Genomic DNA, 23976 nt, shown 5'->3' with positions numbered 1-23976 from the left:
GAAGCCGGAGTGTCAGAGGCGAACCGGCATCAGGACCGAGAAGGCGTGCGCGTCGTCGGCCCGCCGCACGGCCAGCGGGGCGATCGGGCCGTCCAGCTCCAGCACGAGCTGGCCGTCACCGGACCCCAGCGCGTCCAGCAGGTACTCCCGGTTCACCGCCACCCGAAGCGCATCCGGGCCGCCCGCGCCGCCCGCGCCCGCCGCGCCGCCCGCGCTCGCCGCGCCGCCCGCGCTCGCCGCGCCGCCCGCGCTCGCCGCGCCGCCCGCGCTCGCCGCGCCGCCCACGTCGACCGCGCCGTCCACAGCGTTCGGGTCGACCAGGCGCAGCTCGCCCCGGCCGTCCAGGCCGAGCGCCACCACCTCGTGCTCGACGCCCTCGTGGGCGCGGTGGCAGACCGGCACGCCGTCGGCCGTGAGCGCCGCGCGCAGTGCCGCGGCGTCGAACGGGATCCGGTACGTGGGCACGTCACCGCGCTGCGCCCGCAGCAACCTCCGGTAGTCCGGGAAGTCGTACGGCAGAGGCACGGCGGTCACCGGCCGCCCCGCCACCGTGACCGTCACACGGTCGGTGGCCACGACGACCTCGGCGCCGTCGGCGCCGTCGAGGTCCAGCAGCGCGCGGAGTTCGTCCACCGATGCCACCGGCAGCAGCGCGCTCACCGGCGGGCCGTCGACGGTGCCGCCGACCCGGGCCACGGCGAGCCGGTGCCGGTCGGTGGCGACCAGCCGGACCCCGTCCGGCTCGACCTCCACCAGCACACCGGACAGGACCGGCAGGCCGGGGTCGGCGCCGACGGCGAAGCGTACGGCGTCCACGGCGGCGGCGAGGTCGGTGCGGGACAGTACGAGGCGGGTGGTCACGATGGTCTCCTCCGGGTCGACCAGGCTTCGGATCCGGGAGAGTTCGCGACGGGCGTCGGCCAGGCCGTCCTCCAGGCGGCGCAGGTGCGCGTCCAGCAGCCGGTGCACCTCGGCCGGCCGGTGCCGGTGCCGCAGCGCCTCGGCGATGCCGGTCAGCGGCATCCCCACCCGGCGCAGCCCGGCCACCAGGCGGGCCGGGCCCACCTGCTCCTCGGTGTACCAGCGGTAGCCGGTCACCGGGTCCACCCGGGCCGGGGCCAGCACGCCGGAACGGTCGTAGAACCGCAGTGCGCTGACCGTCAACCCGCTGGCCCGGGCCAGTTCGCCGATACTGCGAAGCTCGCTCTCCACGGCCGTCATCCTGTGACCTCAAGCGGGTCGAGGGTCAACCTCACGCCGACAGGGTGCGGAACGTGATGCCCGCGCGTACCAGCCGGTCCAGCAGCGCGTCGCCCATCGCGGCGACCGGCGTGACCTGCCCGGCGGTCTCCGGCAGATCGTCGAAGGCGAGGCAGAGCGCCGACTCGGCGAGCATCTTGGCCGTCTCGTCGTAACCCGGGTCGCCGCCGGCCACCTCGGTCACCACCCGCCAGCCGCCGCCGGTGCCGACGAACCGCACCTGGAACCACGACTTCGCCCGCTGCGCGGCCGTCGGCCCCTGCCCGGAGGCGAGCCGCCCGAGCAGCCAGCGCCGCGTCGGCGCCACCTTCACCAGCCCCACCACACCGGCCAGCCCGACGCCGGCCACAAGCACCGTCGGCAGCCGCTTCATCGCCGCGAAGTGCCGGTAGCGGAAGTCCGGGCCGTACTCCGGGCGGGCCGCCGCAGACCGCCGGACCACCTGCGGGTCGATGGTGGGCAGCGGCACCGCCCACTGGCCGAACTCGCGTACCCGGCCGACCTTGCCCGGCAGCGCGCGGACCCGGCGTCCGTCCGGGCCGGGCTCCATCGCCCGGCGGGCCCGCGCCGCCCGGCTCATCTCACCGGTACGGGAGAACGCGGTGAGCGCCGAGTGGTACGTCCCGGCGGAGAACCGGCCACCGGCCCGGACGTACCCGTCCACGGCGATCGGCCCGTCGGCCGGCAGTTGCCTGACCGTGTACCAGACGCCCAGGTCGTGCGGGATCGAGTCGAAGCCGCAGGCGTGCACCAGGCGAGCCCCGGTGCGTACCGCCTCGGCGTGGTGCCGCACGTACATCCGGTCGACGAACTCCGGCTCACCGGTGATGTCGAGGTAGTCGGTGCCGGCCGCGGCGCAGGCGGCCACCAGCGGCTCGCCGTGGTGCACGTACGGGCCGACGGTCGTGGCCACCACCCGGGCGCTCTCCGCCACCGCGCGCAGCGACGCCGTGTCGGTCACGTCGGCGGTGAGCAGCGGCAGGTCGGCCAGGGCCGGGTCGATCGCGGCCAGCCGCTCCCGCACCGCGGCCAGCTTGTCCGGGTTACGCCCGGCGAGTGCCCAGCGCAGCCGGTCCGGCGCGTGCCGGGCCAGGTACTCGGCGGTCAGCCCGCCGGTGAAGCCGGTGGCGCCGAACAGGACGAGGTCGTACGGACGGTCTGCGCGCATCCGCCGAGTGTGCCATCCACAGCGCTCACCTTCACGGTGTGAAGACCACCCGGACGCATCCGTCGGCCCGGTCCCGGAACAACGCGTACCCCTCGGCGCCGCGCTCCAGCGGCATCTGATGGGTGGCCAGGTGCTCGGTGACCAGCTCGTCGCGGGCCATCCGCTCCAGCAGCGCCGGGATCGCGGCACCGCCCCGGCGCCGGGCGGCGCGGACGGCGAGCCCCTTGTCCGCGAGCGCGCCGAGCGGAAAACGGTCCACGAACCCGGGCCGGGCGTCGAGCACCACCACCACGCCACCCTTGCGGCAGGCCTGCACCGCCTCGCGCAGCGCCGCCCCGACGTCCGGCTCGGCCACCGGCCACCGGCCCGGCGCGGCCGGTATCCCGGAGGCGTCGACGCACACGTCCGGCCCCCGGCCGCCGCTGCGTTCGCGCAGTTCGGCGAGCACGTCCACGTACCTGTGGTTGAGCGCCTCCACGCGGTCGTGCCCGGTGACCATCAGCAACCGGTCGTCCCGGTCGTCGACCACCACCACCCGGTCCGCGCCCCGGGCCACCGCCGCGTCGGCGGTGAGCTGGCCGACCGCGCCCGCACCCCAGACCGCCACCACGTCGCCGGGGGCGACCTCGCCCAGCTCGGCGCCGTACCAGCCGGCCGGCGCGGCGTCGGCGGCGAATACCGCCCGCTCGTCGCTCACCGACTCCGGCACGGCGAACGCGCCCACGTCGGCGTACGGCACCCGCACGTACTCGGCGTGACCACCGGCGAAGCCGCCCAGCCGGGCCGGCCGGCCGTAACCGCCGGCGGACGGCTGCCCCCACTCCGGCTCGGCCGCGACGCCGCTCGTGCCGTTGTCGCAGCAGGCGAGCAGCCCCTGCCGGCAGAACCAGCACGCCCCGCAGGCCACCGCCGCGCCCACCACCACCCGGTCGGCGACCCGGTGCCGGCGTACCTCCGGACCGACCTCGACCACGTCGCCGAGGAACTCGCGTCCGAGCACCTCCCCGGCGGACGCCTCGGGCACCCGCCCGGCCAGCAGCGGCAGGTCCGCGCCGCAGGTCGTGCTCCGCCGGACCCGGACGATCACGTCCTGGGCGTTGCGCAGCTCCGGGTCCGGGACGCGGCGCACCTCCACGAGGCCGGCGCCGGCCCAGCACAGCGCCCTCACGTCGCGGTCCCCGGCCGGTCCAGCGGCGAACGGTCCGCACGCAGCACCTCGCCGGTCTCCAGGAGCTGCTTGGTCTGCCGCAGCACCTGGCGCAGGAACCGGCCCGGATCGTCGCCGACCAGGTGCGCGGCGAATCCCGGGAGCGTGCACTCCCCGCCCAGCGGGCGGACCGCCAGCTCGGTGCCGCGCCCGCCGGGGGCGGGACGGGCCCACACCTCGACCGCGCCGTCGAGGCGGCGCAGCGGCTCGGGCCACCGCCCGGCCGGTAGCGCCTGCTCGGGCGCCGTGGCCACCGTCACCACCTGCCACCGGCCGGGCCGCGGATCGGCGCCGGCCCGCCGCGCCCGGCGGCGCGCCAGTGCCCGCACGCCCGCCGGAGCCAGCACCCGTGTCGCCGCCAGCGCCAGCGCGCCGACCGCCAGCCGTCTGCTCCGCGCCACCTGACCTCCCGCCGTTCCCCCGGCGGCCGGCGTCAACCGGCCGGCCGCCCCGCGTGTCTACAGGGTGCGGGCCGCCCGGGTGAGCGGGGTTCGCCCGGAAGGGGTGAACCGGCGCGGTCCGGGTAACCGCTGCCCGCACCGACGGGGGGAGGGACGCATGCCGGAGGAGGCAGACCAGGTCGTCGCCACAGCGAGCGGCACAAGCGACATCACCGGTACGCCCGATCTGCTCACCACCGGCCTCGATTCACCCGATGTCGCCGGTGGTGCGCTGTCGGGCGGCCCGCCGTTGCTGGCGTCCCGGTTGACGCCGCCCGTGCCGCCCGAGCCGGTCCTGCTGCGTCCCCGGCTGCTGGACCGGCTGGAGCAGGGCGCGTCCGGGCCGGTGACGCTCGTCTGCGCGCCGGCCGGCTGGGGCAAGACGACGCTGCTGTCGACCTGGGCGCAGGGGGAGCGGGACGGGCCGGCGCCGGCCTGGGTGACGGTGGCCGAGGGGGAGACCACCCGGCGGCTCTGGGGCTACCTCGCGGCGGCCCTGCGTACCGCCGCCGCCGAGGACCCGGACGACGGGCCGCCACCGGTGCCGGACGGACCGCCCCGGCCCGAGCAGCTCGAAACGCTCGCCGCCGCGCTCGCCGCACGGGAACGTCACGTGCTGCTGGTCCTGGACGACCTGCACCGGGTCACCGACCCGGCCGCCCTGACCGGGCTGGAGTTCCTGCTCCGGCACACCGACGGCCGGCTGCGGCTGGTGGCCGGCGCGCGCAGCGAACCACCGCTCGCGCTGCATCGCTGGCGGCTGGCCGGCGAGCTGACCGTGATCGGCGCCGACGACCTGGCGTTCACCGCCGACGAGGTGGCCGACCTGCTCGTCGCGCACGGCGTGGCGGTACCCGCCCCGGCCGTGGCCCGGCTGGCCGAGCGCACCACCGGGTGGCCGGCCGGGCTGCGCTTCGCCGCGCTCGCGCTCGGGGACGGCGCCGACCCGGCGCGCGCCGTGGAACGGTTCGCCGGTGACCAGCCGGATGTCGCCGCGTACCTGCGGGACGAGGTGCTCGCCCCGCTGGAACCGGCGACCCGCGACGTCCTGCGCCGGGTGGCGGTGGCCGTCGCGGTCCACGCCGACCTGGCCGCCGCGCTGACCGGGCGGCCCGACGCCGGGCACCTGCTCGCCGAGGCGGCCCGGGAGGGCGGTTTCCTCCACCAGGACGGCGGCAGCCCGCAGTGGTACCGGCCGCACCCGCTGCTGGCCGACGTGCTGCGCGACGAACTGGACCGGCTGCCCGCCGACGAGGTGCGCGAGCTGCACCGGCGGGCGGCCGGCTGGTACGGCACCCACGACCGTCCGGCCGAGGCGCTGCGGCACGCGCTTCTCGCCGGTGAGTGGGCCGACGCCACCGAGCTGCTCGTCACCCGCTGGCCCGAGCTGGCCCCGGACCAACCGGCCGCCGTACCGGCCCCACCCGAGCCGCCCGCCGAGGCGGTCCGCCGGGATCCGGAGCTGGCGCTGGCCGCGGCCGCCGAGCGGGCGTACGCCGGCGATCCGGCCGCCGCCGACGTGCAGCTGCGGCGGTCGCTGGCCGACGCCGCGGACCTGCCCGAGCCGCGCCGCGACCGGTTCGGCCGGCTGGCCGCCGCCGTGGAGCTGAGCCTCGCCCGGCTCGGCGGCGACCACGAGGAGGTACGCCGGGCCGCCGACCGCCTGCTGGCCACCATCCCCGCGGACGAGTCCCCGGGCAGCCCGGACGCCAACGGTGCCGTTGCCGGTGATGCCGGCGATCCGCGCGCCGGGACGGCCGAGCGGGACGACGTGCGCGCGGTGGCCGGCGCCGCGCACGGGCTGGCCGCGCTGGCCGAGGGGGAGCTGTCCACCGCCCGGGACCGGTTCGCCAGGGCGCGGGAGGCGGCACGGCGGGCCGGGCGGCCGCGTACCGAGCTGCTCTGCGTCAGCCGCTCGGCCCTGCTGGAGGCGGCCCGGGGCGCGCTGCGGGCCGCCGAGGAGCTGGCCCGCGAGGCGCTGGCGATGCCGCCCTGCCAGGGCTGGTCGTCCCGGTCCGACTGCGGCTACGCGTACCTGGCGCTGGCGCTCGTGGACTGGCAGCGGGACCGGCCGGCGGAGGCCACGGCCCACCTGGCGCTCGCCGGTCCGGCCGGCGCGGAGCCGGGCGGCGCCGCGCTCACCGCGCTGTGCCGGGCCGGGCTGCTGGCCGACGGCGGCGACCCGGGCGGCGCGTTGCGCACGCTCGCCGGGGCGCGGACCGTCGCGCCCGGACGGGAACTGGGCGAATGGCTCGCCGCCGACGAGGCACAGGTACGCGCCGTCGTCGGCGACGTCGACGGCGCCCGGGCACTGCTCGACGCGGCGGGCGGCGGGCCGGCGCCGGCGCTGGTGGCCGCGCGGCTGCGGCTGCGAGCCGGTGACGCCCGCACGGCCGAGCGGACGCTGCCCGACTGGACCGCGTCCGGCGCGGCGGACTGGCCGCTGCCGGTGCGGTTGGGCGCCGGGCTGCTCGACGCGGCGGTCGCCGACGCCTCCGGTGACGCCCGGCGCGCCGGGCGGCTGCTGGAGGAGGTGCTGGCACTCGCCGAGCCGGACGGCTTCCGGCGCGTCTTCACCCGCGCCGACCCCGGCGTGCGGGACCTGCTCGCCGCGCGCCTGGACGCCGGCACCGCGTACTGGGCCACGGTGAGCGAGCTGGTCCGGGGCGTGGACGCGCAGCCGGTCACCGCGACGGCTGACGGTCCGGCCCGGACGCTCGACGAGCCGCTCACCGAGCGGGAGCTGACCATCCTGCGTTACCTGCAGAGCATCCTGTCCAACGTGGAGATCGCCGCCGAGCTGTCACTGTCGGTCAACACGGTGAAGACGCACGTGCGCAACATCTACCGCAAGCTCGACGCGACCCGCCGGCGGGACGCCGTCCGGCGGGCGCGCGAGCTGCGGTTGATCTGACCGTCGCTCAGCCGTCGTCGGTGGCGGCGTCCACCACGGCGAGCAGCTCGGCCAGGTCGTAGCCGCCGTCGTGGCGGACGTCGTTGACGAACAACGTCGGGGTGCCGTTGACGCCGCTGCGGATGCCGCCGACGAAGTCCTGCCGGACCCGGTCGGCGTAGTCCTGCCGGCCGACCTCCGCGGCGATCTCCTCCGGCGACAGGCCGATCTGCTCGACGCCCAGCGACAGGTGCACCGGGTCGAGCTGGTCCTGGTGCTGGTAGAGCCAGTCGTACATCTCCCAGAACCGGCCCCGGGCGGCGGCGGCCTCGGCGGTCTCCGCGGCGCTCTCCGCGTACGGGTGGACGTTGGTGATCGGGAAGTGCCGGTACGCCAGGCGCACCGTGTCGGCCCGCTGGCGCAGCACCTCGGTCAGGTTCGGGTACGCGGCGCCGCAGAACCGGCACTGGAAGTCGCCGTACTCGACGATGGTGACCGGCGCGTCCGCCGGACCTCGGACGTGGTCGCGTTCGGTCACCGGGATCCGCAGTCGTGCGGTGGTGACCTGAAGGGGCGTGGTCATCCGGCACTCACCCGCCGATCCGAGTCCAGCCGTTCCAGCGCGTCGAGGATCCCGTCCACGCCCGGGTTCACCTCGGGCGGGGACAGGTGGCTCCAGGCCACCCGGCCGTCCGGGCCGATCACCACGAGTGCCCGGTCCGACTGCCCGTGCGGCGCGTACGCGCCGTACCGGCGCGACACCTCACCCTTGGGCTCGAAGTCGGCGAGCAGCGGGAACCGGATGCCCCGGCTCTCGGCGAACGCCCGATGCGAGTAGACGCTGTCCACCGAGATGCCGAGCAGTACCGCGTCGTACCGCTCCAGCTCGGGCAGGGCGGCCTGGTACAGGGTCATCTGCTCGCCGCAGACCGGTGACCAGTCCGCCGGGTAGAAGGCGAGCACCACGGGACGGCCCCGGAACTGCCCGGGGCCCACCTCGCGCCCGTCCGGCGCCGCCGGCAGCGTGAACCCGGGCGCGGCCTGCCCGGGTGTGATCAGCCCGTTCGGATCACTCATGCCTCCCACCATGGCCGCGACCCGGGTGAGGCGGGCTCACCCGGGCGGGGTGGTTCCGGTCAGCGCACGACGAGGTGGTTGTGCACCTCCCGGATGCCGGGGGCGTTCCACACCACCCGCTCGATCTCCTCGCGCTCGCCGGCCGAGTGGACCTGCCCGTCCAGCATCACCGTGTCGCCGTGCACCCGCACGTCGACCTCCTCGGCCTCGGTGGCGCGGTTGCGGGCCAGCGCGTCCACGATCCGCTCGGCCAGGTCGCGGCCGTCGGCGTGCACCGCCGGGCGTACGGCGATCCCGTTGCTCACCCCGCGTACGCCGGTGAGCCGGGCGACCGACCGTTCGGCGGCCCGCCGCTGGTACTCCCACTCGACCTCGCCGTGCAGCGTGACCCAGCCGTCGGCCACCGTCACCTGCAACGCCTCAATCGGCACGAACGCGTCCCACTCCAGCGCCCGTACGGCCGCGACGGCGATCTCCGGGTCCTCCCGCCCGGCCGCGGTGTCGATCCGGACGGCGAGGTCGTTGGCGACCGCGCGGACCCGGGCGACCCGGTGCGCGGCCCGCTCGGCGGCCCACTTCTTGGCGTAGCTGTCCACCCGGCCGGTGAGCGTCACCACGCCCTCGGTGACGGTCACCCCGATCTCGTCCGGGCCGACCCGCGGCTCCCAGGTCAGCTCGTCGAGCACGGCGGACTGGATGTCCCGGTCGGTACGCGTGATCGTGTCGGTGGCCATCCGGCTCTCCCTCTCCGTCGATCGCGGCGCGGGCACGTGGTCCCGCACCCGCGATCCTGCGCGTGTCCCGGGTGAGCCGCCCTCGCCCGGTCCGGGTGAGGGAGCACGACGGCCGCCCCCGGGAGTCCCGGGAGCGGCCGTCGTCGTGTCGTACGGGTGGGTCAGCCGTCCAGGCCGGCCGGGGAGTTCGGCCGGTCCACGTCCACGAACTCGATCTCGTCCGCGGCGCGGTCCCGGCTGCCGGCGGCGCGCGCCGCGGTGCCGGCAGCCCAGCCGATCGCCGCGCCGGCGAGCGCCGCCGCGATCAGCAGCGTCCAGGGCAGCGCGGGCCGGCGGCCGGCGAGCGCGTCGAACGCGAGACCGGCCCGGCGGCGTGCCTCCTCGGCGGCGGAGCCGACCAGGTCGGTGGCGTCGTCGGCCAGGCCGGAGGAGCTGCGGCGGGCGGTACGGGTGGCGTCGCGCACGCTGTCACCGGCGGAACCGGCGGCGGAGAGCAGATGCTGCCACGCCTGGTCGGCGACCCGCTCGGCCTTGCCCCGGCGGTCCAGCAGGTTGGATCCGAACATCGTTCTACCTCCTCGGGTGCCGAAGGCCGGCGGCCACTTCGGACTCCGGTGTCCATCCGGCGGGTTCACTGTCTCGGGCAGTGCCCCACCGGCGCGCCCGGCAAACCATGCCCCGTGTCACGGGCGGCCCGGGCGGTGAACGGGACGAACCACTCGAACGCGCCGGGACCGGTGCCGACGGGACGTGCGTACGCCCGCTACCCTGGTCGGCGGATCGGCGGGACCGCCCGGTCGCACGGTTGGCCGCGACCCGCCATACAGAGGAAACTGGAACCCGGAGTTCCGGATTGGTACGCCCAGGTGTGCCCAGTTCGCGAATTGCTCATCCCGGGGGGTGGCGACCGGGCCGTTGGAGGAATACTCTCGGTCGCGGCCCGCGTACTGATGAGGCGCCCGTCATGGGCGAGTGGAGGTGCTCGCGTGAGCCTGTCGATCGTGAAGTCGGTGCGGCCGGGTGGTGTCGTCCAGATCTCGCCCCGTGGGGAGATCGACGTCGACACCGCGTACGAGGTGCGGGAAGCGGTCGCCGAAGTGCTCGCGAAGGGCCGACCCGCGCGGATCGAGCTGAACATGCGGCTCGTCACGTTCATCGACTCGGTCGGCATCAGCGCCATGGTCGCGGGCTTCCAGACCTGCGAGGTCAGCGGCGTCAAGCTCGTGGTCACCGAGCCGAGCCGGTTCGTGCACCGGCAGCTCTGGGTGACCGGCCTGCTCGGCCTGTTCGGCGCGCCCGAGCCGTGGTTCGCCGACGACACCCCCGAGGTGCTGCCCGGCGCTTGAGCGCCGTTCACACCCCCTGCGGCCAGGGGACCTTCTACCCGTTGCCAGTCCGGCGTCGGTACGGGACGATCGTCGCGACGCACGACGGCGAGGGGGCCCGCTTGCAGAGCAGCGACAGCTTCAGCTACACCGTGCAGGCCCGCTGCAGCCGGGCCGAAGCGGTGGCCCTGCTGGGTGACCTGAGTCGCCAGGGTGAGCTGCATCCGCTGATCGTCCGGGTCCGGAAGCTGCCGGCCCGGCCGGGCGCGCTGGCCAGCTACGCGATCACCGACCGGCTGCAACTCGGCCCGCTGCACTTCCCGGTCACGTACCAGGCGGACGTGCTGATCGCCGGCGAGGACGAGGTGGTCACCGTGGCGCGGCAGCAGCCCGCGACGACGGTACGCAACCACACCCGGCTGCGCGACGAGCCCGACGGCACGGTACGCATCGATGTGGAGATCACGCTCAGCGCGCCGGCGCCGCTGTTCGGGTACGCGTTCCGCCAGGCCCGGGCGGCTCACCTGGGCCTGGCGGCGCGTCTGGGAGCGACCCTGGAGGGCCGGCCGGCCTGATCCGGCCGGCCCTCGGGGTGCGCTCAGTACACCGACAGGTGCACGTGGTTGGTGTGGTCGCTGGACGGGTCGCCGTTGCCGCCGCTGTACGCCTTCCACCCGCTGCTGGGCAGCCAGATCTGCTTGAACCAGATCACGTAGAGCACGGCGAGCGGGTCGGCGTTGCGCACGAAGTACGCGGCCAGGTTGTTGCCGTACGTCCGGTCGCCGCCGGTGGCCACGCCGCCGAAGCCGCTCTTCTGCGCGGCGAAGTCGCAGGCCCGCCCCTTCGGGTGCTCACCCGAGCCGCTGGGCCGGTGGCACGAGACGTACCGGGTGAAGCCCGCCGCCTTGGCCTGTTGCAGCGCGTGCAGCGTGCGCGGCGTGATGCAGCCGTTCGCCGGGGTCGGGTCGTTGACGCTGCACGACTCCGACGGCCAGGAGCCGTCCGAGTTGCGCGGCGCGGGCTTCGCGTTCTTGCTGGAGGTGCCCTGGACGCTGCCGCCGCCACTGCTGCTGCGCGAGGCACGGTCGTTCGCGACCTCCAGGGCGCGCTCGGCCTGCTCCTTGCGCTTGCCCATCACCGCCACCTGCTTGCGCTGCTCGCGGATCTCGCCGTCGAGCTGGGCACGGGTGCGGGTGGCCTCGTCCCGGGTGGTGATCAGGTCGCGCAGTGTGCGGTCCTCGTGCGCGGCGACCTGCTCCAGCGCGGCGGCCCGGTCCATGAAGCCCTCCGGGCTGCTGCTGCCGAGCAGCGCCCCGGCGGTGCCCAGGCGGCCGTTGCGGTACGCCACAGCGGCGATCTCGCCGACCTTGGCGTCCCGGACGGCCAGCTCGGCGCCGACCGTCTTGAGTTGTTCGTTGAGTTGCTTCTGGCGGCTCACCGACCGGTTCAGCGCGGCCTTCGCCTCCAGCCAGCCCTTGCTGGCCGCGTCGAGCTGTGCGCGCAGTTCGGGGGTGCCGCCCTCGTCGTCACCGGGTGCGGCGGCGAGCAGGCCGGTCGCCGGGGCCGCCGAGGCGGGGGAGACCGGAACGGTCGCGACGCCGAGGGTCAGCGTCGCGACGAGCAGGGCCGCCAACCGGGCGGCCGTCCGTCGTACAGGTGCCACTGGGGGCATTCACACGTCCTTCCGTCAGCGCCGACCGGGTTAGCTGACGGGTTCGGGACGGAAGATCCCTACCGCTGACGCGGATGCACCCCACGTACGTGGTTCCCCGGCTCGTCCCTGCGGACGATTAGGCGACGGCCGCCCCACCGGGGCCGGTGGCGCCCGCGGGTGCGGCCGCGACCGAGACTACCGGCGCTGCCCGGGCACGGCTCCGTGGAGTAGTGCCACTAGGCGGGGCAAAACCGGCATAAGACTACAATAACCACAGTGATTTAAGTGTGTCCTAATCACCACTCGGTCTGTCCGCACACTCCGGCCGACGCTCCGGGTTCGACCTGCAACGTGGCGTGATCGATGGAGAAGTCCTCGTGCAGGGCCGCCCGCGCGGCGGCCAGGACCCCGGCCGGGTCCACGCCCGGGTCGGTGGTCAGGTGCGCCGAGGCCACCTCCATGCCGGAGGTGAGCGTCCAGACGTGCAGGTCGTGCACCTCGGCCACGCCGGGCACGGCGGCCAGCCGGTCGTGCACGGCGGTCACCTGGAGGTGTTCCGGCGCGGCCTGCACCAGAATGCGCAGCGCGGCCCGGCCGAGCCGCCAGGTGCGCGGCAGGATGAACAGGCCGATGCCGACGGCGACGAGCGGGTCCGCCCACCACCAGTCGGTCACCGTGATGACCAGCGCGGCGGCGATCACGCCGAGCGAGCCGAGCAGGTCGCCGAGCACCTCCAGGTACGCCCCGCGCAGGTTGATGCTCTCCTTCGACCCGGCGCGCAGCAGCGCGAAGGCCACGATGTTGGCGAGCAGGCCGAGCACCGCCACCACGAGCATCGGGCCGGCCAGCACCTCCGGCGGCTCGCCGAAGCGGCGTACCGCCTCGACCAGGACGTAGATGGCGACGGCGCCGAGCAGCACGGCGTTGGCGAGGGCGGCGAGCACCTCCAGCCGGTAGAGCCCGAACGTGCGCTGCGGGTCGGTGCCGGCGCGCCGGGTGGCGGTGATCGCCGCGAGGGCCATGCCGATGCCGAGGACGTCGGTGAACATGTGCCCGGCGTCGGAGAGCAGCGCCAGTGAGCCGGTCGTGAAGGCGGCCACCGCCTCGACCACCATCAGGGCGGCGAGCAGCGCGAACGCGGCCCAGAGGCGGCCGCGGTGGCGGTGTGCCGCGTTGGCCACCGCGCCGCTGTGGTCATGACCTGCGCCCACGCCAACACCCTCCCTGCCGCGTACCGGCCCGGCCCAATGTATGTTCACATCGCTATGTATGCAAGTGAACGGCGGGTGGCGGCGGGGCCACTCACCCCACCGGGTCGAGCGTGGTGAGACGCTGGGTCGCCCGGGACAGCGCCACGTAGAGCGTGCGTACACCCGAGCCGGGGTCGGTCCGGATCTCGCTCGGCGCCACCAGCACCACGCCGTCGTACTCCATGCCCTTGGCCTCAAGGCTGGTGACGACCTGGAGCCGGCCCGCGCCGAGCGCGCCCAGCCAGCCGGCCACCTCGTCCCGGCGCGGCACCGGCGTGATCACACCGACCGTGCCCTCCACCTGCGCGAGCAGCGCCTCGGCCGCCTCGACGGTGGCCGCCGGCAGGTCGGCGGCGGGCAGCGTGCGCTCGACCGGCGGCACACCGGTGGACCGCACCGCGTCGGGCAGCGGCAGGTCCGGGTAGAGCCGGCGGATCTCCGCCGCCGCCACCGCGAAGATCTCCGCCGAGTTGCGGTAGTTGGTGGTCAGCTCGTAGCGGTGCCGCTTGCGCCGGCCCAGCGCCTGGTCACGGGCCCGGTCCAGCTCCTGCGGATCGCCGGTCCAGGCGGTCTGCGCCGGGTCGCCGACCACGGTCCAGGACGCCAGCCGCCCGCGCCGGCCGATCATCCGCCACTGCATCGGCGACACGTCCTGCGACTCGTCCACCACCACGTGCGCGTAGTCGCGGTAGTCGGTCGGACGCTCCCGTGCCGCCGCGCGGGCGGCGCGCTGCCGGTCGGCGTACGTGCTCAGCTCGCGCACGCCACCGGCGAGCTGGTACGGGTCGCGCTTGGGCCGGGCCCGCTGCACCGGCTTGCCGAGCAGCGCGTCCAGCTCGTCCAGCAGCGCGATGTCGGCCACCGTCAGCCCTTCGCTCGCGAGGCTCCGGTACGCGTCGCCGAGCAGCCGGACCTCCGCCGAGGAGAGGATCCCCCCGGCGTAGCGGCGAAGCCGGTCCGGGCGGGCCAGCCAGTCCAGCACGTGCCGCGGGTGCAGCCGGGGCCACCACGCCTTGAGGAACTCGCGGAACTCCGGCCGCTCGATGATCTCGTCCTCGAACGCGGGCTGCTCCGGCAGCCGGCCCACCCGCAGCGTGCGGGCCTGCGCGTAGAGCGCGGCGAGCACCGCGTCGAACGCTGCCCGGCGTACCTCGTTGCGGCGCGCGCCCCGGGCCAGCGTCCGGTCCCGGATCGCGTCCAGCGCGGGGCGTTCCAGACGCAGCAGCTCGCCCCGGTAGAGCAGGCGCAGCTCGGCCGGGGAGTCCGGCACCGCGTCGCGTACCGCGCGTTCCAGCACCCGGCGCATCCGCAGCGACCCCTTCACCGCCGCCACGTCCGGCGGGTCGGTCCGGGACGCGGACAGGCCCGGGAACAGTGAGCCGAGCGAGCGCAGCGTGGCGGTCTCCTCGCCCAGCGAGGGCAGCACCGAGGCGATGTACTCGACGAACACGCCGGACGGGCCGACCACCAGGATGCCGCCGCCGGCGTACCGGGCCCGGTCGGAGTAGAGCAGGTACGCGGCCCGGTGCAGCGCCACCGCCGTCTTGCCGGTGCCCGGGCCGCCGGAGACGATCGTGACGCCGTTGCCGGGGGAGCGGATCGCCTCGTCCTGCTCGCGCTGGATGGTGGCGACGATGTCCCGCATGCCCCGGCCGGTGGCCCGCGACAGCGTGGCCAGCAGCGCCCCGTCACCGACCACCGCCATGTCCGGCGGCGCGGCCTCCGGGTCCAGCAGGTCGTCCTCGATCCGGGTGACCTTCTCCGAGGCGGACTGGATCGTGCGCCGGCGCACCACGCCGCGCGGCTCGGCGGGCGTGGCCTGGTAGAACGCGGCGGCGGCGGGTGCCCGCCAGTCCACCACCAGCGTCTCCGCCTCCACGCCCCGCACACCGAGGCGGCCGACGTGCAGCACCTGCCCGGTACGCAGGTCCAGCCGGCCGAACACCAGCCCCTCGTGCTCGGCGTCCAGCACGTGCCGGCGCTGGGCGGCGTGGAAGACCATCGCATCCCGCTCGACCAGCGCGCCGAAGTTGCCGACCCGGGCCAGCCGGTAGCCCTCCCGCTCAGCCTCGGCCGCGGACCGGCGCAGTTCGGCCAGCCGGGCGTACACCCGGTCGAGGTGGCGCTGCTCGGCGGCGATCTCCCGGTCCAGCGTGGTCTGGTCGGTCAACGCGGATGCTCCTGTGTTCGGAGGGCACGACGGGCTGAATGAGGGTACGGGCCGCCGGCAACCGGCACGCCGGGGCATGCCGCGCACGTGGCGTACGTCGGTGCCGCCCGGGGTCGGGGACGCTCAGATGCGGGTCGCGGGGCGGCCGGCCAGCACCCGGTCCAGCACGCCGGAGAGGGCGGCGTTCACCTCGTCGGGGCGCTCCATCATGAGCATGTGCCCGGCGCCCGGGCACACGGTCAGTTCCGTGGTGGGCAGCGCCGCCGCGATCGACTCGGCGCAGGGCGGCGGGGTGAGCCGGTCCCGGTCCCCGACCAGCGCGGCAGCCGGCAGCCCGCCGAGCGCGGCGAGCGTCTCCAGCCGGTGCTGGGCGCCGATCGAGGCGCGGAAACCGCCGATCGAGCGCAGCGTGGCCCGGGCCACCGCCGAGGTGACGAGCCGGATGTCCGCCGGGTCGCAGCGGTCGCCGAACAGCATCCAGCGGATGCTCGGGCGCAGCGCGCGCAGCAGCGCGTGCGGGGGCCGCCAGCCGCCGCACCGGGCCAGCACACCGGCGCCGGTGGTCTCGGCCAGGCGGATCAGCCGGGTGATCCGGGGGGAGAGGCCGTACGCGGTGTGCGTGTGCCCCTCCGCGGTGGTGGAGACGAAGACCAGACCGGCGGTACGCGCGGCGAACCGGTCGGGGTGGCGGTGGGCGTACTCCATCACCGTCATCCCGCCCATCGAGTGCCCGACCAGGACGACCGGACCGGACGGGACGATCTCGTCGATCACCGCCGCGAGGTCGTCGCCGAGCTGGGCGAGGGTGGCGTCGCGCAGCGACAGGCAGCTCGACCGGCCGTGGCCGCGCGCGTCGTAGGTGACCACCCGGACCCGGCCGCCGAAGCGCTCCCGCAGCTGCGCGACCTGGCGGTGCCAGCTGCGCCCGTCGAGCGTCCAGCCGTGCAGCAGGACTGCGGTGACCTCGGCGTCGAGCGGCCCGGTGACCGTGACGTGCAGACGTACGTCGTCCGGAAGCCGCAGTTCCAGGTCCGGCATCGTCCACCTCCCGGGCCCGCCGATGTGTGTCCACCGGATGACCCGGCGGTGACACCGGCGTTACCCGCCATGAGACCACGGCAACCGGCCCGGAGAGAAGATTCCCGTCCGGCCCCACGGCGTCGGATCGGTGACCAGGCTGGGAGGTATGCCGTCCACCGCCCGCAGCCCGCGCGCCGCGCTGTCCGAGCTGCTTGCCGGCAACCGCCGCTTCGTCAGCGGGCAGCCGGTGCACGGGCACGACGTCACCGCCGCCGCGGCGGTGGCCTCCGGCGACCAGCAGCCGTACGCGGTGGTGCTGGGCTGTATCGACTCCCGCGTGCCGTTGGAGGCGATCTTCGACCAGACGTTCGGTTCGATCTGCGTGATCCGTACCGGCGGGCACGTGCTGGACCGGGCCGTCCGGGGCTCGATCGAGTACGTGGTGGAGCAGCTCGGCGTACGCCTGGTGATGGTGCTGGGCCACGAGCGCTGCGGCGCGGTCGGCTCGACGGTCGAGGCGCTGCGCACCGGGCGGCGCCCCGGCGGGGACCTGGCGTACGTGGTGGACCGGATCGCCCCGGCGGTCATCGACGTCGGGGTGGACGACCCGGACGCGCACCCGCTGGCGATCCGCCGCCACGTCCGGCGCACCGTGGCCGCGCTGCGCTCCGACGACCGGCTGGCCGGGCCGGTGGAGGCCGGTGAAATCGCTGTGGAGGGCGCGCTCTACGACCTGGCCACGGGCGAGGTCACACTGCTGCCGCAGGAGCAGACGCGAAACCGCCCGCCGGGGTGATCCCGGCAGGCGGTCGCGGTGGTGCGGGTGAGGGCGCTCAGCCCTCGAAGACGCCGGCCTCGACCAGGCGCTTCTCGGTGGCGTCCCAGCCGTGGTCCGGGTAGGACGCGGCCAGGCCGTTGATCTCGGCGCGGATCTTGGCGGCGTGGCCGGCGGCGGCCAGCACCCGGATCTCCTCGACGAAGGCGTCGGAGTCGGTGCGCAGGTGCGCGGTCTTGCCGTTGGTCAGGTTACGCACGTAGGCGTGCTTGCCGCCGTTGAGCGGGATCAGGTACTTGAACTCGCCCAGCACGCTGAGGGCGCCACCCTGGCCAGCCTGGCCGGCCCGGACGGACGCGCGCGCGGTCTTAGAGGTGTTGCTCGCCACGGAGGTACTCCTTGCAGACGTACGGTGGGGACGGAAGGCCGTCCGGGGGCTGTGCGAGTGACGCCCGGGTGGGCGCCGGCCCGCGAAGATGTACGGCGGCACAGAGAACCGCCCAGAGAACTGTACACGACCACGACACCTGGCTGGTCGTCGCGGCGTCAGAGGGCATAACCGGGTCCACCACCCGGGTATTTCCCGCCCCGCGGCCCGGCGAATTTTCCGATTCGCTGGCGCACCACCAGTCACAAGAGTCATCATGTGTGCCAGGTACCACTCGGTAGGACGAGGTCGTAGGGGAAGACGCACCTCGGCTCACCGGGAGGTCACCGTGCCAACGCGTGGCGTCGTATACGTCCACTCGACCCCGCTCGCCGTGTGCTCGCACGTCGAGTGGGCGATCGCGCGCGTCCTCGCCGCGCCGGTCAACCTGCACTGGACGGCGCAGCCCGCCGATCCGGGCGCCCGTCGCGCCGAGTGCGGCTGGACCGGCAGCCCGGGGACCGGCGCGGAGCTGGCCGCTGCCCTCCGGCAGTGGCCCATGATCCGTTTCGAGGTCACCGAGGAACCCAGTCCCGGCGTCGACGGCGAGCGCTTCATGTACGTACCGGGCCGCGGCCTGTTCCGCGCCGCGGTCGGCGCGGCCGGCGACATCCAGCTCGGCGAGGACCGGCTCCGCAGCCTGATGGCCGCCGCGCGCAGCCCGGAGGCGCTGGCCCACGCCCTGGACAAGGCGCTCGGCACCGCCTGGGACGCCGAACTGGAGCCCTACCGGTACGCCGGGGACGGCGCGCCGGTGACGCTGCTCACCCGGGTCGGGTGACGGCGGCCGAGTTGCCCCGATACGGTGGGCCGCGTGTCGATTTCCCCGCGGCGCTCCGCCGTCGCGCTCGCCGCACTGACCGCGCTGCTCGTCTCCGGGTGCTCGGACGGGCCGGACCGGCCCCGGCCCGCCCCGTCGAGTCCGGCGCCGTCGTCGGCCGGGCCCGCGCCGAGTGACCCGCCGGCCGCCGATCCGGCCGCCCGGGCCACCGCGCTCGCCGGCACGCTGAGCGACGAGGACCTGGTCGGGCAGGTGCTGATGCCGTACGCGTACGGCAGCTCGGCCACCGAGGTCTCGGCCGGGTCGGCGGCCGGGAACCGGGCGCTCGCCGGGGTCGACACCCCCGCCGAGATGGTGGCGAAGTACCGGCTCGGCGGGCTGATCCTGGTCGGCTTCAGCGCCGACGACCCGACCTCGGGCAACCAGGCCACCACGAACGTGGACAACCCCAAGCAGGTCCGTGCGCTGACCGACGGGCTGCGCGCCGCCGCCGGCAAGCTGCCCGCCGGCGGCGCGCCCTTCCTGATCGGCACCGACCAGGAGTACGGCGTGGTCACCCGGATCACCGACGGGGTGACGCTGCTGCCCAGCCCGCTCGCCGCCGGCGCCGCCGGGAACCCGGCGCTGACCGAGGCCGCCTGGCGTGCCGCCGGGGCCGAGCTGGCCGCGATGGGCATCAACCTCGACTTCGCCCCGGTCGCCGACGTGCTGGCGGCCCGCAGCACGGTGATCGGCTCCCGCTCCTTCGGCGCCGACCCGGCGACCGCGTCCCCGCAGGTGGCGGGCGCGGTACGCGGCCTGCAGGCGGAGGGCGTCGGCGCCGCGGTCAAGCACTTCCCCGGGCACGGGTTGAGCGCCGAGGACTCGCACACCGAACTGCCGGTGATCAAGCAGTCCCGCGCCGAACTGGACCGCCTCGCGTTCCCGCCGTTCCGGGCCGGGATCGGGGCCGGGGCCATGGCGGTGATGTCGGCCCACCTGGACGTCAAGGCCGTCGATCCGGGCACCCCCGCGACGTTCTCCCGCAAGCTGCTCACCGACGTGCTGCGCGGCCAGATGGGCTTCCAAGGTGTGGTGATCACCGACGGGATGAACATGGCCCCGGCGAAGAAGTGGTCGCCGGGCGAGGCAGCCGTGCGCGCGCTCAACGCCGGCAACGACCTCATCCTGATGACCCCGAACGTCAAGCAGGCGTACGACGGGCTGCTCGCCGCGCTCAAGGACGGCTCGCTGCCCCGCGCCCGCCTGGTCGAGGCGGTCACCCGGGTGCTGACCATGAAGTTCCGGCTGGCCGGGCGGGACGCGCCCGCGCTGTCCACGCTCGACGGCGCGGCACACCGCAAGGCCGCCGACGACCTGGCCACCGCCGCCGTGACGGTGCTGCGCGGCAAGTGCGGGGGCGCGGTGAGCGGACCGGTGAGCGTGACCTCCTCCGGCGGCCGGGAGCGCACCCGCAAGCTGCTGACCGAGGCGCTCACCGCGGCCGGGGTCAAGGTGGTGCCCTCCGGTGGCACGGTGGTGCACCTGGTCGGGTACGGCGACGGCGCGAAGGACCTGCGCGCGGACGCCGCCGTGACGGTGGCGATGGACATGCCGTACGTGCTGTCCGGGGCGAAGTCCCCGACGCTGATGGCGACCTACTCGTCCACCCGCGCCTCGATGGCCGGGCTCGCGGCGGTGCTCGCCGGCAAGGCCCGCCCGGCCGGGCGCTCCCCGGTGCCGGTCTCCGGCCTGCCGGCCACCACCTGCCGCACCTGACCCGGCCGCCCGCCCGGCCGCGCCGAAACCGGGGTGCGTCCGGGCGGCCCCGGCTGGCAGGGTGGCGCCCATGGGAGAGGCAGCACAGGGTTTCCGCTACGTCGAGCGCGCCGACGGCACGGTGGTCATCACGCATCACGGCCGGGTCGCCGGCACGTTGCGCGGCGGCCGGGCCGCGCAGTTCCTGGCCGAGGTCGGCGACGACCCGCAGCTGACCATGGCCCGGTGGACCGGCAACTACCGGCGGGGCAACGAGCGGACCGCCCGGCAGCACCCCCGCAATCGCGGCTGAGAGATAGGGAAGGGCCCCTTCTCGACGGAGAAGGGGCCCTTTCGCACGTCCGCTCAGGGGCGGGTGAAGACCAGCGCCACGTTGTGCCCGCCGAAGCCGAACGCGTTGTTCAGCGCCGCCGGGATCTCCATGTGACGCGCCTTGTGCGCGGCCACGTCCAGGGTCAGGCCCTCGTCCGGGTCGTCCAGGTTGATCGTCGGCGGGATCACGCCGTCCCGGATGGCCAGGATGGTGGCGATCGACTCCAGCGCGCCGGCCGCGCCGAGCAGGTGCCCGGTCATCGACTTCGTGGCGGTGAGCACCGGGTGGTCGCCGACCGCCTGACGCAGCGCGCCGATCTCCAGCATGTCCCCGACCGGGGTGGAGGTGGCGTGCGCGTTGACGTGCACGATGTCGGTACGGGCCACGTCCGCGTCGGCGACCGCCCGGGCGATGGCCCGGATCGCGCCCTCGCCCTCGGCGTGCGGCTGCACGATGTCGTACGCGTCGGAGGTGATCCCCGCGCCGGCCAGGCGCGCGTACACCCGGGCGCCCCGGGCGGCGGCGTGGTCGGCGCGCTCCAGGATCACCACGCCCGCGCCCTCACCGAGCACGAAGCCGTCGCGGCCGGAGTCCCACGGCCGGGAGGCCCGCTCCGGCTCGTCGTTGCGGGTCGACATGGCCCGCATCGAGCTGAAGCCGGCGATCGGCAGCGGGTGGATGACCGCCTCGGTGCCGCCGGCCACCACCACGTCGGCCCGGCCGGCGCGGATGATGTCCAGCCCCAGCGCGATCGCCTCCGCGCCGGTCGCGCAGGCGCTGGCCACCGTGTGCACGCCGGCCTTGGCGCCCAGCTCCAGACCGACCCAGGCGGCCGGGCCGTTCGGCATCAGCATCGGGATGGTGTGCGGGGAGACCCGCCGCGGTCCGGACGCCTCCAGGATGTCGTCCTGGGCGAGCAGGGTGGTGGCGCCGCCGATGCCCGAGCCGACGCTGACCGCCAGCCGCTCCGGGTCCGGCCCGGCCTCGTCCAGACCGGCGTCGGCCCACGCCTGCCGGGCGGCGATGATGGCGATCGCCTCCGAGCGGTCCAGCCGGCGCAGCTTCACCCGGTCCAGCACCTCGGACGGGTCGACCGCCAGCTCGGCGGCGATCCGGACGGGCAGTTGCGCGGCCCACTCCTGGGTGAGCGCACTCACCCCGGAGCGGCCGGCGAGCATGGCGTCCCAGGTCGACGCGACGTCCCCGCCGAGCGGGGTCGTCGCGCCGAGCCCGGTGACGACGACGTCGGGACGACTCATGATCAGGACTGCGCCTCGATGTAGCTGACCGCGTCCCCGACGGTCTTGAGGTTCTGCACCTCGTTGTCCGGGATCTTGACGCCGAACTTCTCCTCGGCCGCCACCACGACCTCGACCATGGAGAGCGAGTCGACGTCGAGGTCGTCGGTGAAGGACTTCCCCTCGGCCACGTCGTCCGGGTTCACGCCGGCAACCTCTTCGAGGATCTCGGCGAGGCCGGCGGTGATCTCGTCACGGGTCATTGCGGTTGGTTCCTCTCATCGGGGGTCACGTGTCACCGGCGTCGCCGGTCACACACCTCGGCGCGTTCGCGCCCGAGGGGGTCTCAGGGGCAGCGCACGACCTGACCGGCGTAGGTCAGGCCGCCACCGAAGCCGAACAGCAGCACCGGGGCGCCCGAGGGCACCTCGCGCCGCTCGACCAGTTTCGACAGGGCCAGCGGGATGCTCGCCGCCGACGTGTTGCCGGACTCGACGATGTCCTTGGCGATGATCGCGTCCGGGATGTTCAGCCGCTTGGCGATGCCGTCGATGATCCGGGCGTTGGCCTGGTGCGGCACGAACGCGGCCAGCTCCGACGGATGCACACCGGCGCGCTCGCAGGCCTGCAGCGCGAGCGGGGCGATCGCGGTGGTGGCCCAGCGGAACACCGACTGCCCCTCCTGCGTGATGTACGGCTGCCAGCCCTCGATGCGTACCGCGTCGCTCTTCTCCGGCGCGGAACCCCAGACCACCGGCCCGATCCCGGCCGGCTCGTCGTCGGCGGTCGCGGTGACCACCGCCGCCCCGGCGCCGTCGGCGAAGATGATGCAGGTCGAGCGGTCGGTCCAGTCGGTCAGGTCGGAGAGCTTCTCCGCGCCGACGACTATCGCGTTACGCGCCGCGCCGGCCCGGATCGCGTGGTCCACCGTGCCCAGCGCGTACGCGAAACCGGAGCAGGCGGTGTTGAGGTCGAAGGCCGCGGGCGCGTTGATGCCCAGCTTGGCCGCGACCCGGCAGGCCACGTTGGGGCTGCGGTCCGCCGACGAGCAGGTGGCCACCACCACCAGGTCGATGTCGGCGGCGGTGAGGCCGGAGTTGGCGAGCGCCTTGCCGGCGGCGGCGGTTGCCATGTCGGCCACCGTCTCGTCGCCCGCGATCCGCCGGGTGACGATGCCGACCCGGTCCCGGATCCACTCGTCGTTGGTGTCCACCATCTGCGCGATCTCGTCGTTCGTGACGACGCGGGAGGGCTGGTAGTGCCCCATCGCGACGATCCGGCTGCCGGCCATTTAGTGCGTTCCTCCGATGCGGACGAGGGGCTGGCCCGGTGCGACCGGGTCGTCGTGGTGTGCGAGCCACTCGACGAGCGGCCCGTTGTCGTGCGCGGTCACCTCGACCGGCCCCCGGCCGGTGGCGACGTGGCCGAGGACCTGTCCGGCGCGTACCTCGGTGCCCTCGGCCGGTCCGGCCGAGCGGTCGAGGCGACCGGCGGCGGGGGAGACGACCACCCGGAACGACGGCGCGGCCGGGCGGGCGGCGGGGCCGGCGTGCCGGGCGATCAGGCGGTGCGCGGCAGGCAGGTCGGCCGGGGTGTTCAGGGTGACGATCTCGGGTGCGCCCTCGCCCTTGAGTTCCCGCTTGACCAGCCCGGCCAGGGTGCCGGCCGGCGGCAGCTCGATCACGCCGGTGACGCCGAGGTCGGCCAGCGTCCGCATGCACAGGTCCCAGCGGACCGGCGCGGTCACCTGCCGGACCAGCCGCCGGACCGTCTCCGGGCCGTGCCCGGCCGGTGCGCCGTCGAGGTTGGACAGCAGGATCCGGGCCGGTGCGGAGGCCGGGACACCGGCGGCCACCGCGGCGAGGGCGGTCTCGGCGGGCGCCATGTACGGCGTGTGGAACGCGCCCGCGACCTGGAGCCGGATGACCCGGGTCCGGGCCGGCGGCTCGGCGGCCAGCTTGTCCAGCGCCTCGACCGCGCCGGCGGCCACGATCTGACCGGCCCCGTTGCGGTTGGCCGGGTGCAGCCCGTGCGCCGTCAGCGCGGCGATCACCTCGTCCGGGTCACCGCCGAGGACGGCGGCCATCCCGGTCGGCTCCAGCGCGCAGGCGGCGGCCATCTCCCGCCCGCGTACGCCGGCGAGCGTCACGGCGGACTCGGCCGGCAGCACCCCGGCCAGCGCGGCGGCACCCAGCTCACCGACGCTGTGCCCGGCGACCAGCCCGACGTCGTGCATCGGCAGGTGCTCGGCGGCGAGCAGTGCGGCGGCGACCAGCAGCGGCTGGGTGCGGGCGGTGTCCTTGATCTCGTCCGCGTCCGCCCGGGTGCCCAGGTGGATCAGATCCACCCCGGCCAGCGCCGACCACCAGCGCAGACGCGCCTCGGCGCCGGGGAGGTCGAGCCAGGGCGTGAGGAAGCCGGGCTTCTGGGAACCCTGTCCGGGAGAGAGTACGGCGAGCACGTGTACGACTCTGACGGATACCGGC

General features: G+C 75.2%; 24 protein-coding genes and 1 riboswitch. Of the genes, 7 read left to right on the top strand and 17 right to left on the bottom strand.

All coding sequences use genetic code 11. The features are described from left to right. Nucleotides 1-12 precede the first annotated feature (12 nt). The 4 genes from GA0070562_RS15135 to GA0070562_RS15120 are packed head-to-tail and all read right to left on the bottom strand — an operon-like array spanning nt 13 to nt 4036. On the bottom strand, nt 13-1221 hold the full coding sequence (locus tag GA0070562_RS15135) for a DNA polymerase III subunit beta family protein (protein WP_091421430.1): 1209 nt from the start codon (nt 1219-1221) through the stop codon (nt 13-15). 31 nt (nt 1222-1252) lie between these two features. Then, a complete protein-coding gene (locus tag GA0070562_RS15130) occupies nt 1253-2428 on the bottom strand; it encodes a saccharopine dehydrogenase family protein (RefSeq protein WP_091421426.1) in 1176 nt (391 codons plus the stop codon). A 31-nt stretch (nt 2429-2459) separates the two neighbouring features. Continuing rightward, a complete protein-coding gene (locus tag GA0070562_RS15125) occupies nt 2460-3596 on the bottom strand; it encodes an alcohol dehydrogenase catalytic domain-containing protein (protein WP_091421421.1) in 1137 nt (378 codons plus the stop codon). Further along, nucleotides 3593-4036, bottom strand: coding sequence for a hypothetical protein (locus GA0070562_RS15120; RefSeq protein ID WP_091421419.1), 444 nt, complete (start codon nt 4034-4036; stop codon nt 3593-3595). Before GA0070562_RS15120 ends, GA0070562_RS15125 begins: the two co-directional genes overlap by 4 nt. 157 nt (nt 4037-4193) lie before the next feature. Between GA0070562_RS15120 and GA0070562_RS15115 the strand changes: the two genes are divergently transcribed. Then, a complete protein-coding gene (locus tag GA0070562_RS15115; protein WP_091421412.1) occupies nt 4194-6989 on the top strand; it encodes a winged helix-turn-helix domain-containing protein in 2796 nt (931 codons plus the stop codon). Nucleotides 6990-6996: 7 nt separating this feature from the next. Here the strand turns inward: GA0070562_RS15115 and GA0070562_RS15110 are convergent, their stop codons facing one another. The 4 genes from GA0070562_RS15110 to GA0070562_RS15095 form a co-directional block, all read right to left on the bottom strand. After that, nucleotides 6997-7551 (bottom strand): DsbA family protein, encoded by a 555-nt coding sequence (locus tag GA0070562_RS15110; protein WP_091421408.1) that lies wholly within the window; start codon nt 7549-7551, stop codon nt 6997-6999. Next, nucleotides 7548-8045: a redoxin domain-containing protein gene (locus tag GA0070562_RS15105; RefSeq protein WP_091421404.1), complete on the bottom strand. Its 498-nt coding sequence runs from the start codon at nt 8043-8045 to the stop codon at nt 7548-7550. The genes GA0070562_RS15110 and GA0070562_RS15105 overlap by 4 nt, the downstream gene beginning before the upstream one ends. Before the next feature lie 59 nt (nt 8046-8104). Next, a complete protein-coding gene (locus GA0070562_RS15100; protein ID WP_091421401.1) occupies nt 8105-8779 on the bottom strand; it encodes a BON domain-containing protein in 675 nt (224 codons plus the stop codon). A gap of 161 nt (nt 8780-8940) precedes the next feature. Next, on the bottom strand, nt 8941-9345 hold the full coding sequence (locus GA0070562_RS15095; protein WP_091421399.1) for a hypothetical protein: 405 nt from the start codon (nt 9343-9345) through the stop codon (nt 8941-8943). Nucleotides 9346-9765: 420 nt separating this feature from the next. Here GA0070562_RS15095 and GA0070562_RS15090 point away from each other — a divergent pair, with 420 nt between their 5' ends. Together GA0070562_RS15090 and GA0070562_RS15085 are read left to right on the top strand one after the other, a co-directional pair. Beyond that, nucleotides 9766-10125, top strand: a complete 360-nt coding sequence (locus GA0070562_RS15090) for an STAS domain-containing protein (RefSeq protein WP_091421396.1) — start codon at nt 9766-9768, stop codon at nt 10123-10125. A 101-nt stretch (nt 10126-10226) separates the two neighbouring features. Beyond that, the gene (locus GA0070562_RS15085) at nt 10227-10679 is read left to right on the top strand and encodes an SRPBCC family protein (RefSeq protein WP_091421393.1); all 453 of its coding nucleotides are present in this window, start codon (nt 10227-10229) and stop codon (nt 10677-10679) included. A gap of 23 nt (nt 10680-10702) precedes the next feature. Here the strand turns inward: GA0070562_RS15085 and GA0070562_RS15080 are convergent, their stop codons facing one another. The 4 genes from GA0070562_RS15080 to GA0070562_RS15065 form a co-directional block, all read right to left on the bottom strand. Beyond that, nucleotides 10703-11776 carry a coiled-coil domain-containing protein gene (locus GA0070562_RS15080; RefSeq protein WP_091421390.1) on the bottom strand — a complete coding sequence of 358 codons (1074 nt, stop codon included), beginning with the start codon at nt 11774-11776 and terminating at the stop codon, nt 10703-10705. Between the two features lie 4 nt (nt 11777-11780). Then, nucleotides 11781-11911, bottom strand: a riboswitch (cyclic di-AMP (ydaO/yuaA leader). A gap of 143 nt (nt 11912-12054) precedes the next feature. After that, on the bottom strand, nt 12055-12969 hold the full coding sequence (locus tag GA0070562_RS15075) for a cation diffusion facilitator family transporter (protein WP_091421387.1): 915 nt from the start codon (nt 12967-12969) through the stop codon (nt 12055-12057). A gap of 91 nt (nt 12970-13060) precedes the next feature. Beyond that, nucleotides 13061-15178 carry a HelD family protein gene (locus GA0070562_RS15070; protein ID WP_091421383.1) on the bottom strand — a complete coding sequence of 706 codons (2118 nt, stop codon included), beginning with the start codon at nt 15176-15178 and terminating at the stop codon, nt 13061-13063. A 123-nt stretch (nt 15179-15301) separates the two neighbouring features. Further along, the gene (locus tag GA0070562_RS15065; RefSeq protein ID WP_091421381.1) at nt 15302-16216 is read right to left on the bottom strand and encodes an alpha/beta fold hydrolase; all 915 of its coding nucleotides are present in this window, start codon (nt 16214-16216) and stop codon (nt 15302-15304) included. A gap of 148 nt (nt 16217-16364) precedes the next feature. Between GA0070562_RS15065 and GA0070562_RS15060 the strand changes: the two genes are divergently transcribed. Next, complete coding sequence (locus GA0070562_RS15060; RefSeq protein WP_091421377.1) at nt 16365-16994, top strand: carbonic anhydrase; 630 nt, start codon at nt 16365-16367, stop codon at nt 16992-16994. A gap of 37 nt (nt 16995-17031) precedes the next feature. On the opposite strand, the gene GA0070562_RS15055 is transcribed toward GA0070562_RS15060, so the two are convergent. Next, entirely contained in the window at nt 17032-17361 is a 330-nt protein-coding gene (locus GA0070562_RS15055) for a hypothetical protein (RefSeq protein ID WP_013287842.1), read from the bottom strand. Between the two features lie 328 nt (nt 17362-17689). Here GA0070562_RS15055 and GA0070562_RS15050 point away from each other — a divergent pair, with 328 nt between their 5' ends. From GA0070562_RS15050 to GA0070562_RS15040, 3 genes are all read left to right on the top strand, one after another. Further along, nucleotides 17690-18181 (top strand): DUF3145 domain-containing protein, encoded by a 492-nt coding sequence (locus tag GA0070562_RS15050; RefSeq protein ID WP_013287841.1) that lies wholly within the window; start codon nt 17690-17692, stop codon nt 18179-18181. A 33-nt stretch (nt 18182-18214) separates the two neighbouring features. Continuing rightward, complete coding sequence (locus GA0070562_RS15045; RefSeq protein WP_091422048.1) at nt 18215-19939, top strand: glycoside hydrolase family 3 protein; 1725 nt, start codon at nt 18215-18217, stop codon at nt 19937-19939. A gap of 70 nt (nt 19940-20009) precedes the next feature. After that, a complete protein-coding gene (locus GA0070562_RS15040) occupies nt 20010-20231 on the top strand; it encodes a hypothetical protein (RefSeq protein WP_091421374.1) in 222 nt (73 codons plus the stop codon). A gap of 53 nt (nt 20232-20284) precedes the next feature. Here GA0070562_RS15040 and fabF read toward each other — a convergent pair whose 3' ends face one another. The 4 genes from fabF to GA0070562_RS15020 form a co-directional block, all read right to left on the bottom strand. After that, nucleotides 20285-21511, bottom strand: a complete 1227-nt coding sequence (gene fabF / locus GA0070562_RS15035; RefSeq protein WP_091421371.1) for a beta-ketoacyl-ACP synthase II — start codon at nt 21509-21511, stop codon at nt 20285-20287. Nucleotides 21512-21513: 2 nt separating this feature from the next. Beyond that, nucleotides 21514-21753: an acyl carrier protein gene (locus GA0070562_RS15030; protein ID WP_007072348.1), complete on the bottom strand. Its 240-nt coding sequence runs from the start codon at nt 21751-21753 to the stop codon at nt 21514-21516. An 83-nt stretch (nt 21754-21836) separates the two neighbouring features. Further along, nucleotides 21837-22781, bottom strand: coding sequence for a beta-ketoacyl-ACP synthase III (locus GA0070562_RS15025; RefSeq protein WP_091421369.1), 945 nt, complete (start codon nt 22779-22781; stop codon nt 21837-21839). Beyond that, nucleotides 22782-23951: an acyltransferase domain-containing protein gene (locus GA0070562_RS15020; RefSeq protein WP_091421366.1), complete on the bottom strand. Its 1170-nt coding sequence runs from the start codon at nt 23949-23951 to the stop codon at nt 22782-22784. Nucleotides 23952-23976: the final 25 nt, after the last annotated feature.

Source organism: Micromonospora tulbaghiae (genome assembly GCF_900091605.1).
In the GTDB taxonomy this organism is placed as follows: domain Bacteria; phylum Actinomycetota; class Actinomycetes; order Mycobacteriales; family Micromonosporaceae; genus Micromonospora; species Micromonospora tulbaghiae.
This window is presented reverse-complemented; position numbering and strand designations above follow the sequence as displayed.

What these genes read in the sequence shown, in the direction of transcription:
- GA0070562_RS15065 (WP_091421381.1), bottom strand. Translation starts at nt 16,216, where the DNA reads ATGCCGGACCTGGAACTGCGGCTTCCGGACGACGTACGTCTGCACGTC.
- GA0070562_RS15115 (WP_091421412.1), top strand. Translation starts at nt 4,194, where the DNA reads ATGCCGGAGGAGGCAGACCAGGTCGTCGCCACAGCGAGCGGCACAAGC.
- GA0070562_RS15100 (WP_091421401.1), bottom strand. Translation starts at nt 8,779, where the DNA reads ATGGCCACCGACACGATCACGCGTACCGACCGGGACATCCAGTCCGCC.
- GA0070562_RS15135 (WP_091421430.1), bottom strand. Translation starts at nt 1,221, where the DNA reads ATGACGGCCGTGGAGAGCGAGCTTCGCAGTATCGGCGAACTGGCCCGG.
- GA0070562_RS15095 (WP_091421399.1), bottom strand. Translation starts at nt 9,345, where the DNA reads ATGTTCGGATCCAACCTGCTGGACCGCCGGGGCAAGGCCGAGCGGGTC.
- GA0070562_RS15030 (WP_007072348.1), bottom strand. Translation starts at nt 21,753, where the DNA reads ATGACCCGTGACGAGATCACCGCCGGCCTCGCCGAGATCCTCGAAGAG.
- fabF (WP_091421371.1), bottom strand. Translation starts at nt 21,511, where the DNA reads ATGAGTCGTCCCGACGTCGTCGTCACCGGGCTCGGCGCGACGACCCCG.
- GA0070562_RS15105 (WP_091421404.1), bottom strand. Translation starts at nt 8,045, where the DNA reads ATGAGTGATCCGAACGGGCTGATCACACCCGGGCAGGCCGCGCCCGGG.
- GA0070562_RS15060 (WP_091421377.1), top strand. Translation starts at nt 16,365, where the DNA reads ATGCCGTCCACCGCCCGCAGCCCGCGCGCCGCGCTGTCCGAGCTGCTT.
- GA0070562_RS15110 (WP_091421408.1), bottom strand. Translation starts at nt 7,551, where the DNA reads ATGACCACGCCCCTTCAGGTCACCACCGCACGACTGCGGATCCCGGTG.
- GA0070562_RS15025 (WP_091421369.1), bottom strand. Translation starts at nt 22,781, where the DNA reads ATGGCCGGCAGCCGGATCGTCGCGATGGGGCACTACCAGCCCTCCCGC.
- GA0070562_RS15130 (WP_091421426.1), bottom strand. Translation starts at nt 2,428, where the DNA reads ATGCGCGCAGACCGTCCGTACGACCTCGTCCTGTTCGGCGCCACCGGC.
- GA0070562_RS15040 (WP_091421374.1), top strand. Translation starts at nt 20,010, where the DNA reads ATGGGAGAGGCAGCACAGGGTTTCCGCTACGTCGAGCGCGCCGACGGC.
- GA0070562_RS15080 (WP_091421390.1), bottom strand. Translation starts at nt 11,776, where the DNA reads ATGCCCCCAGTGGCACCTGTACGACGGACGGCCGCCCGGTTGGCGGCC.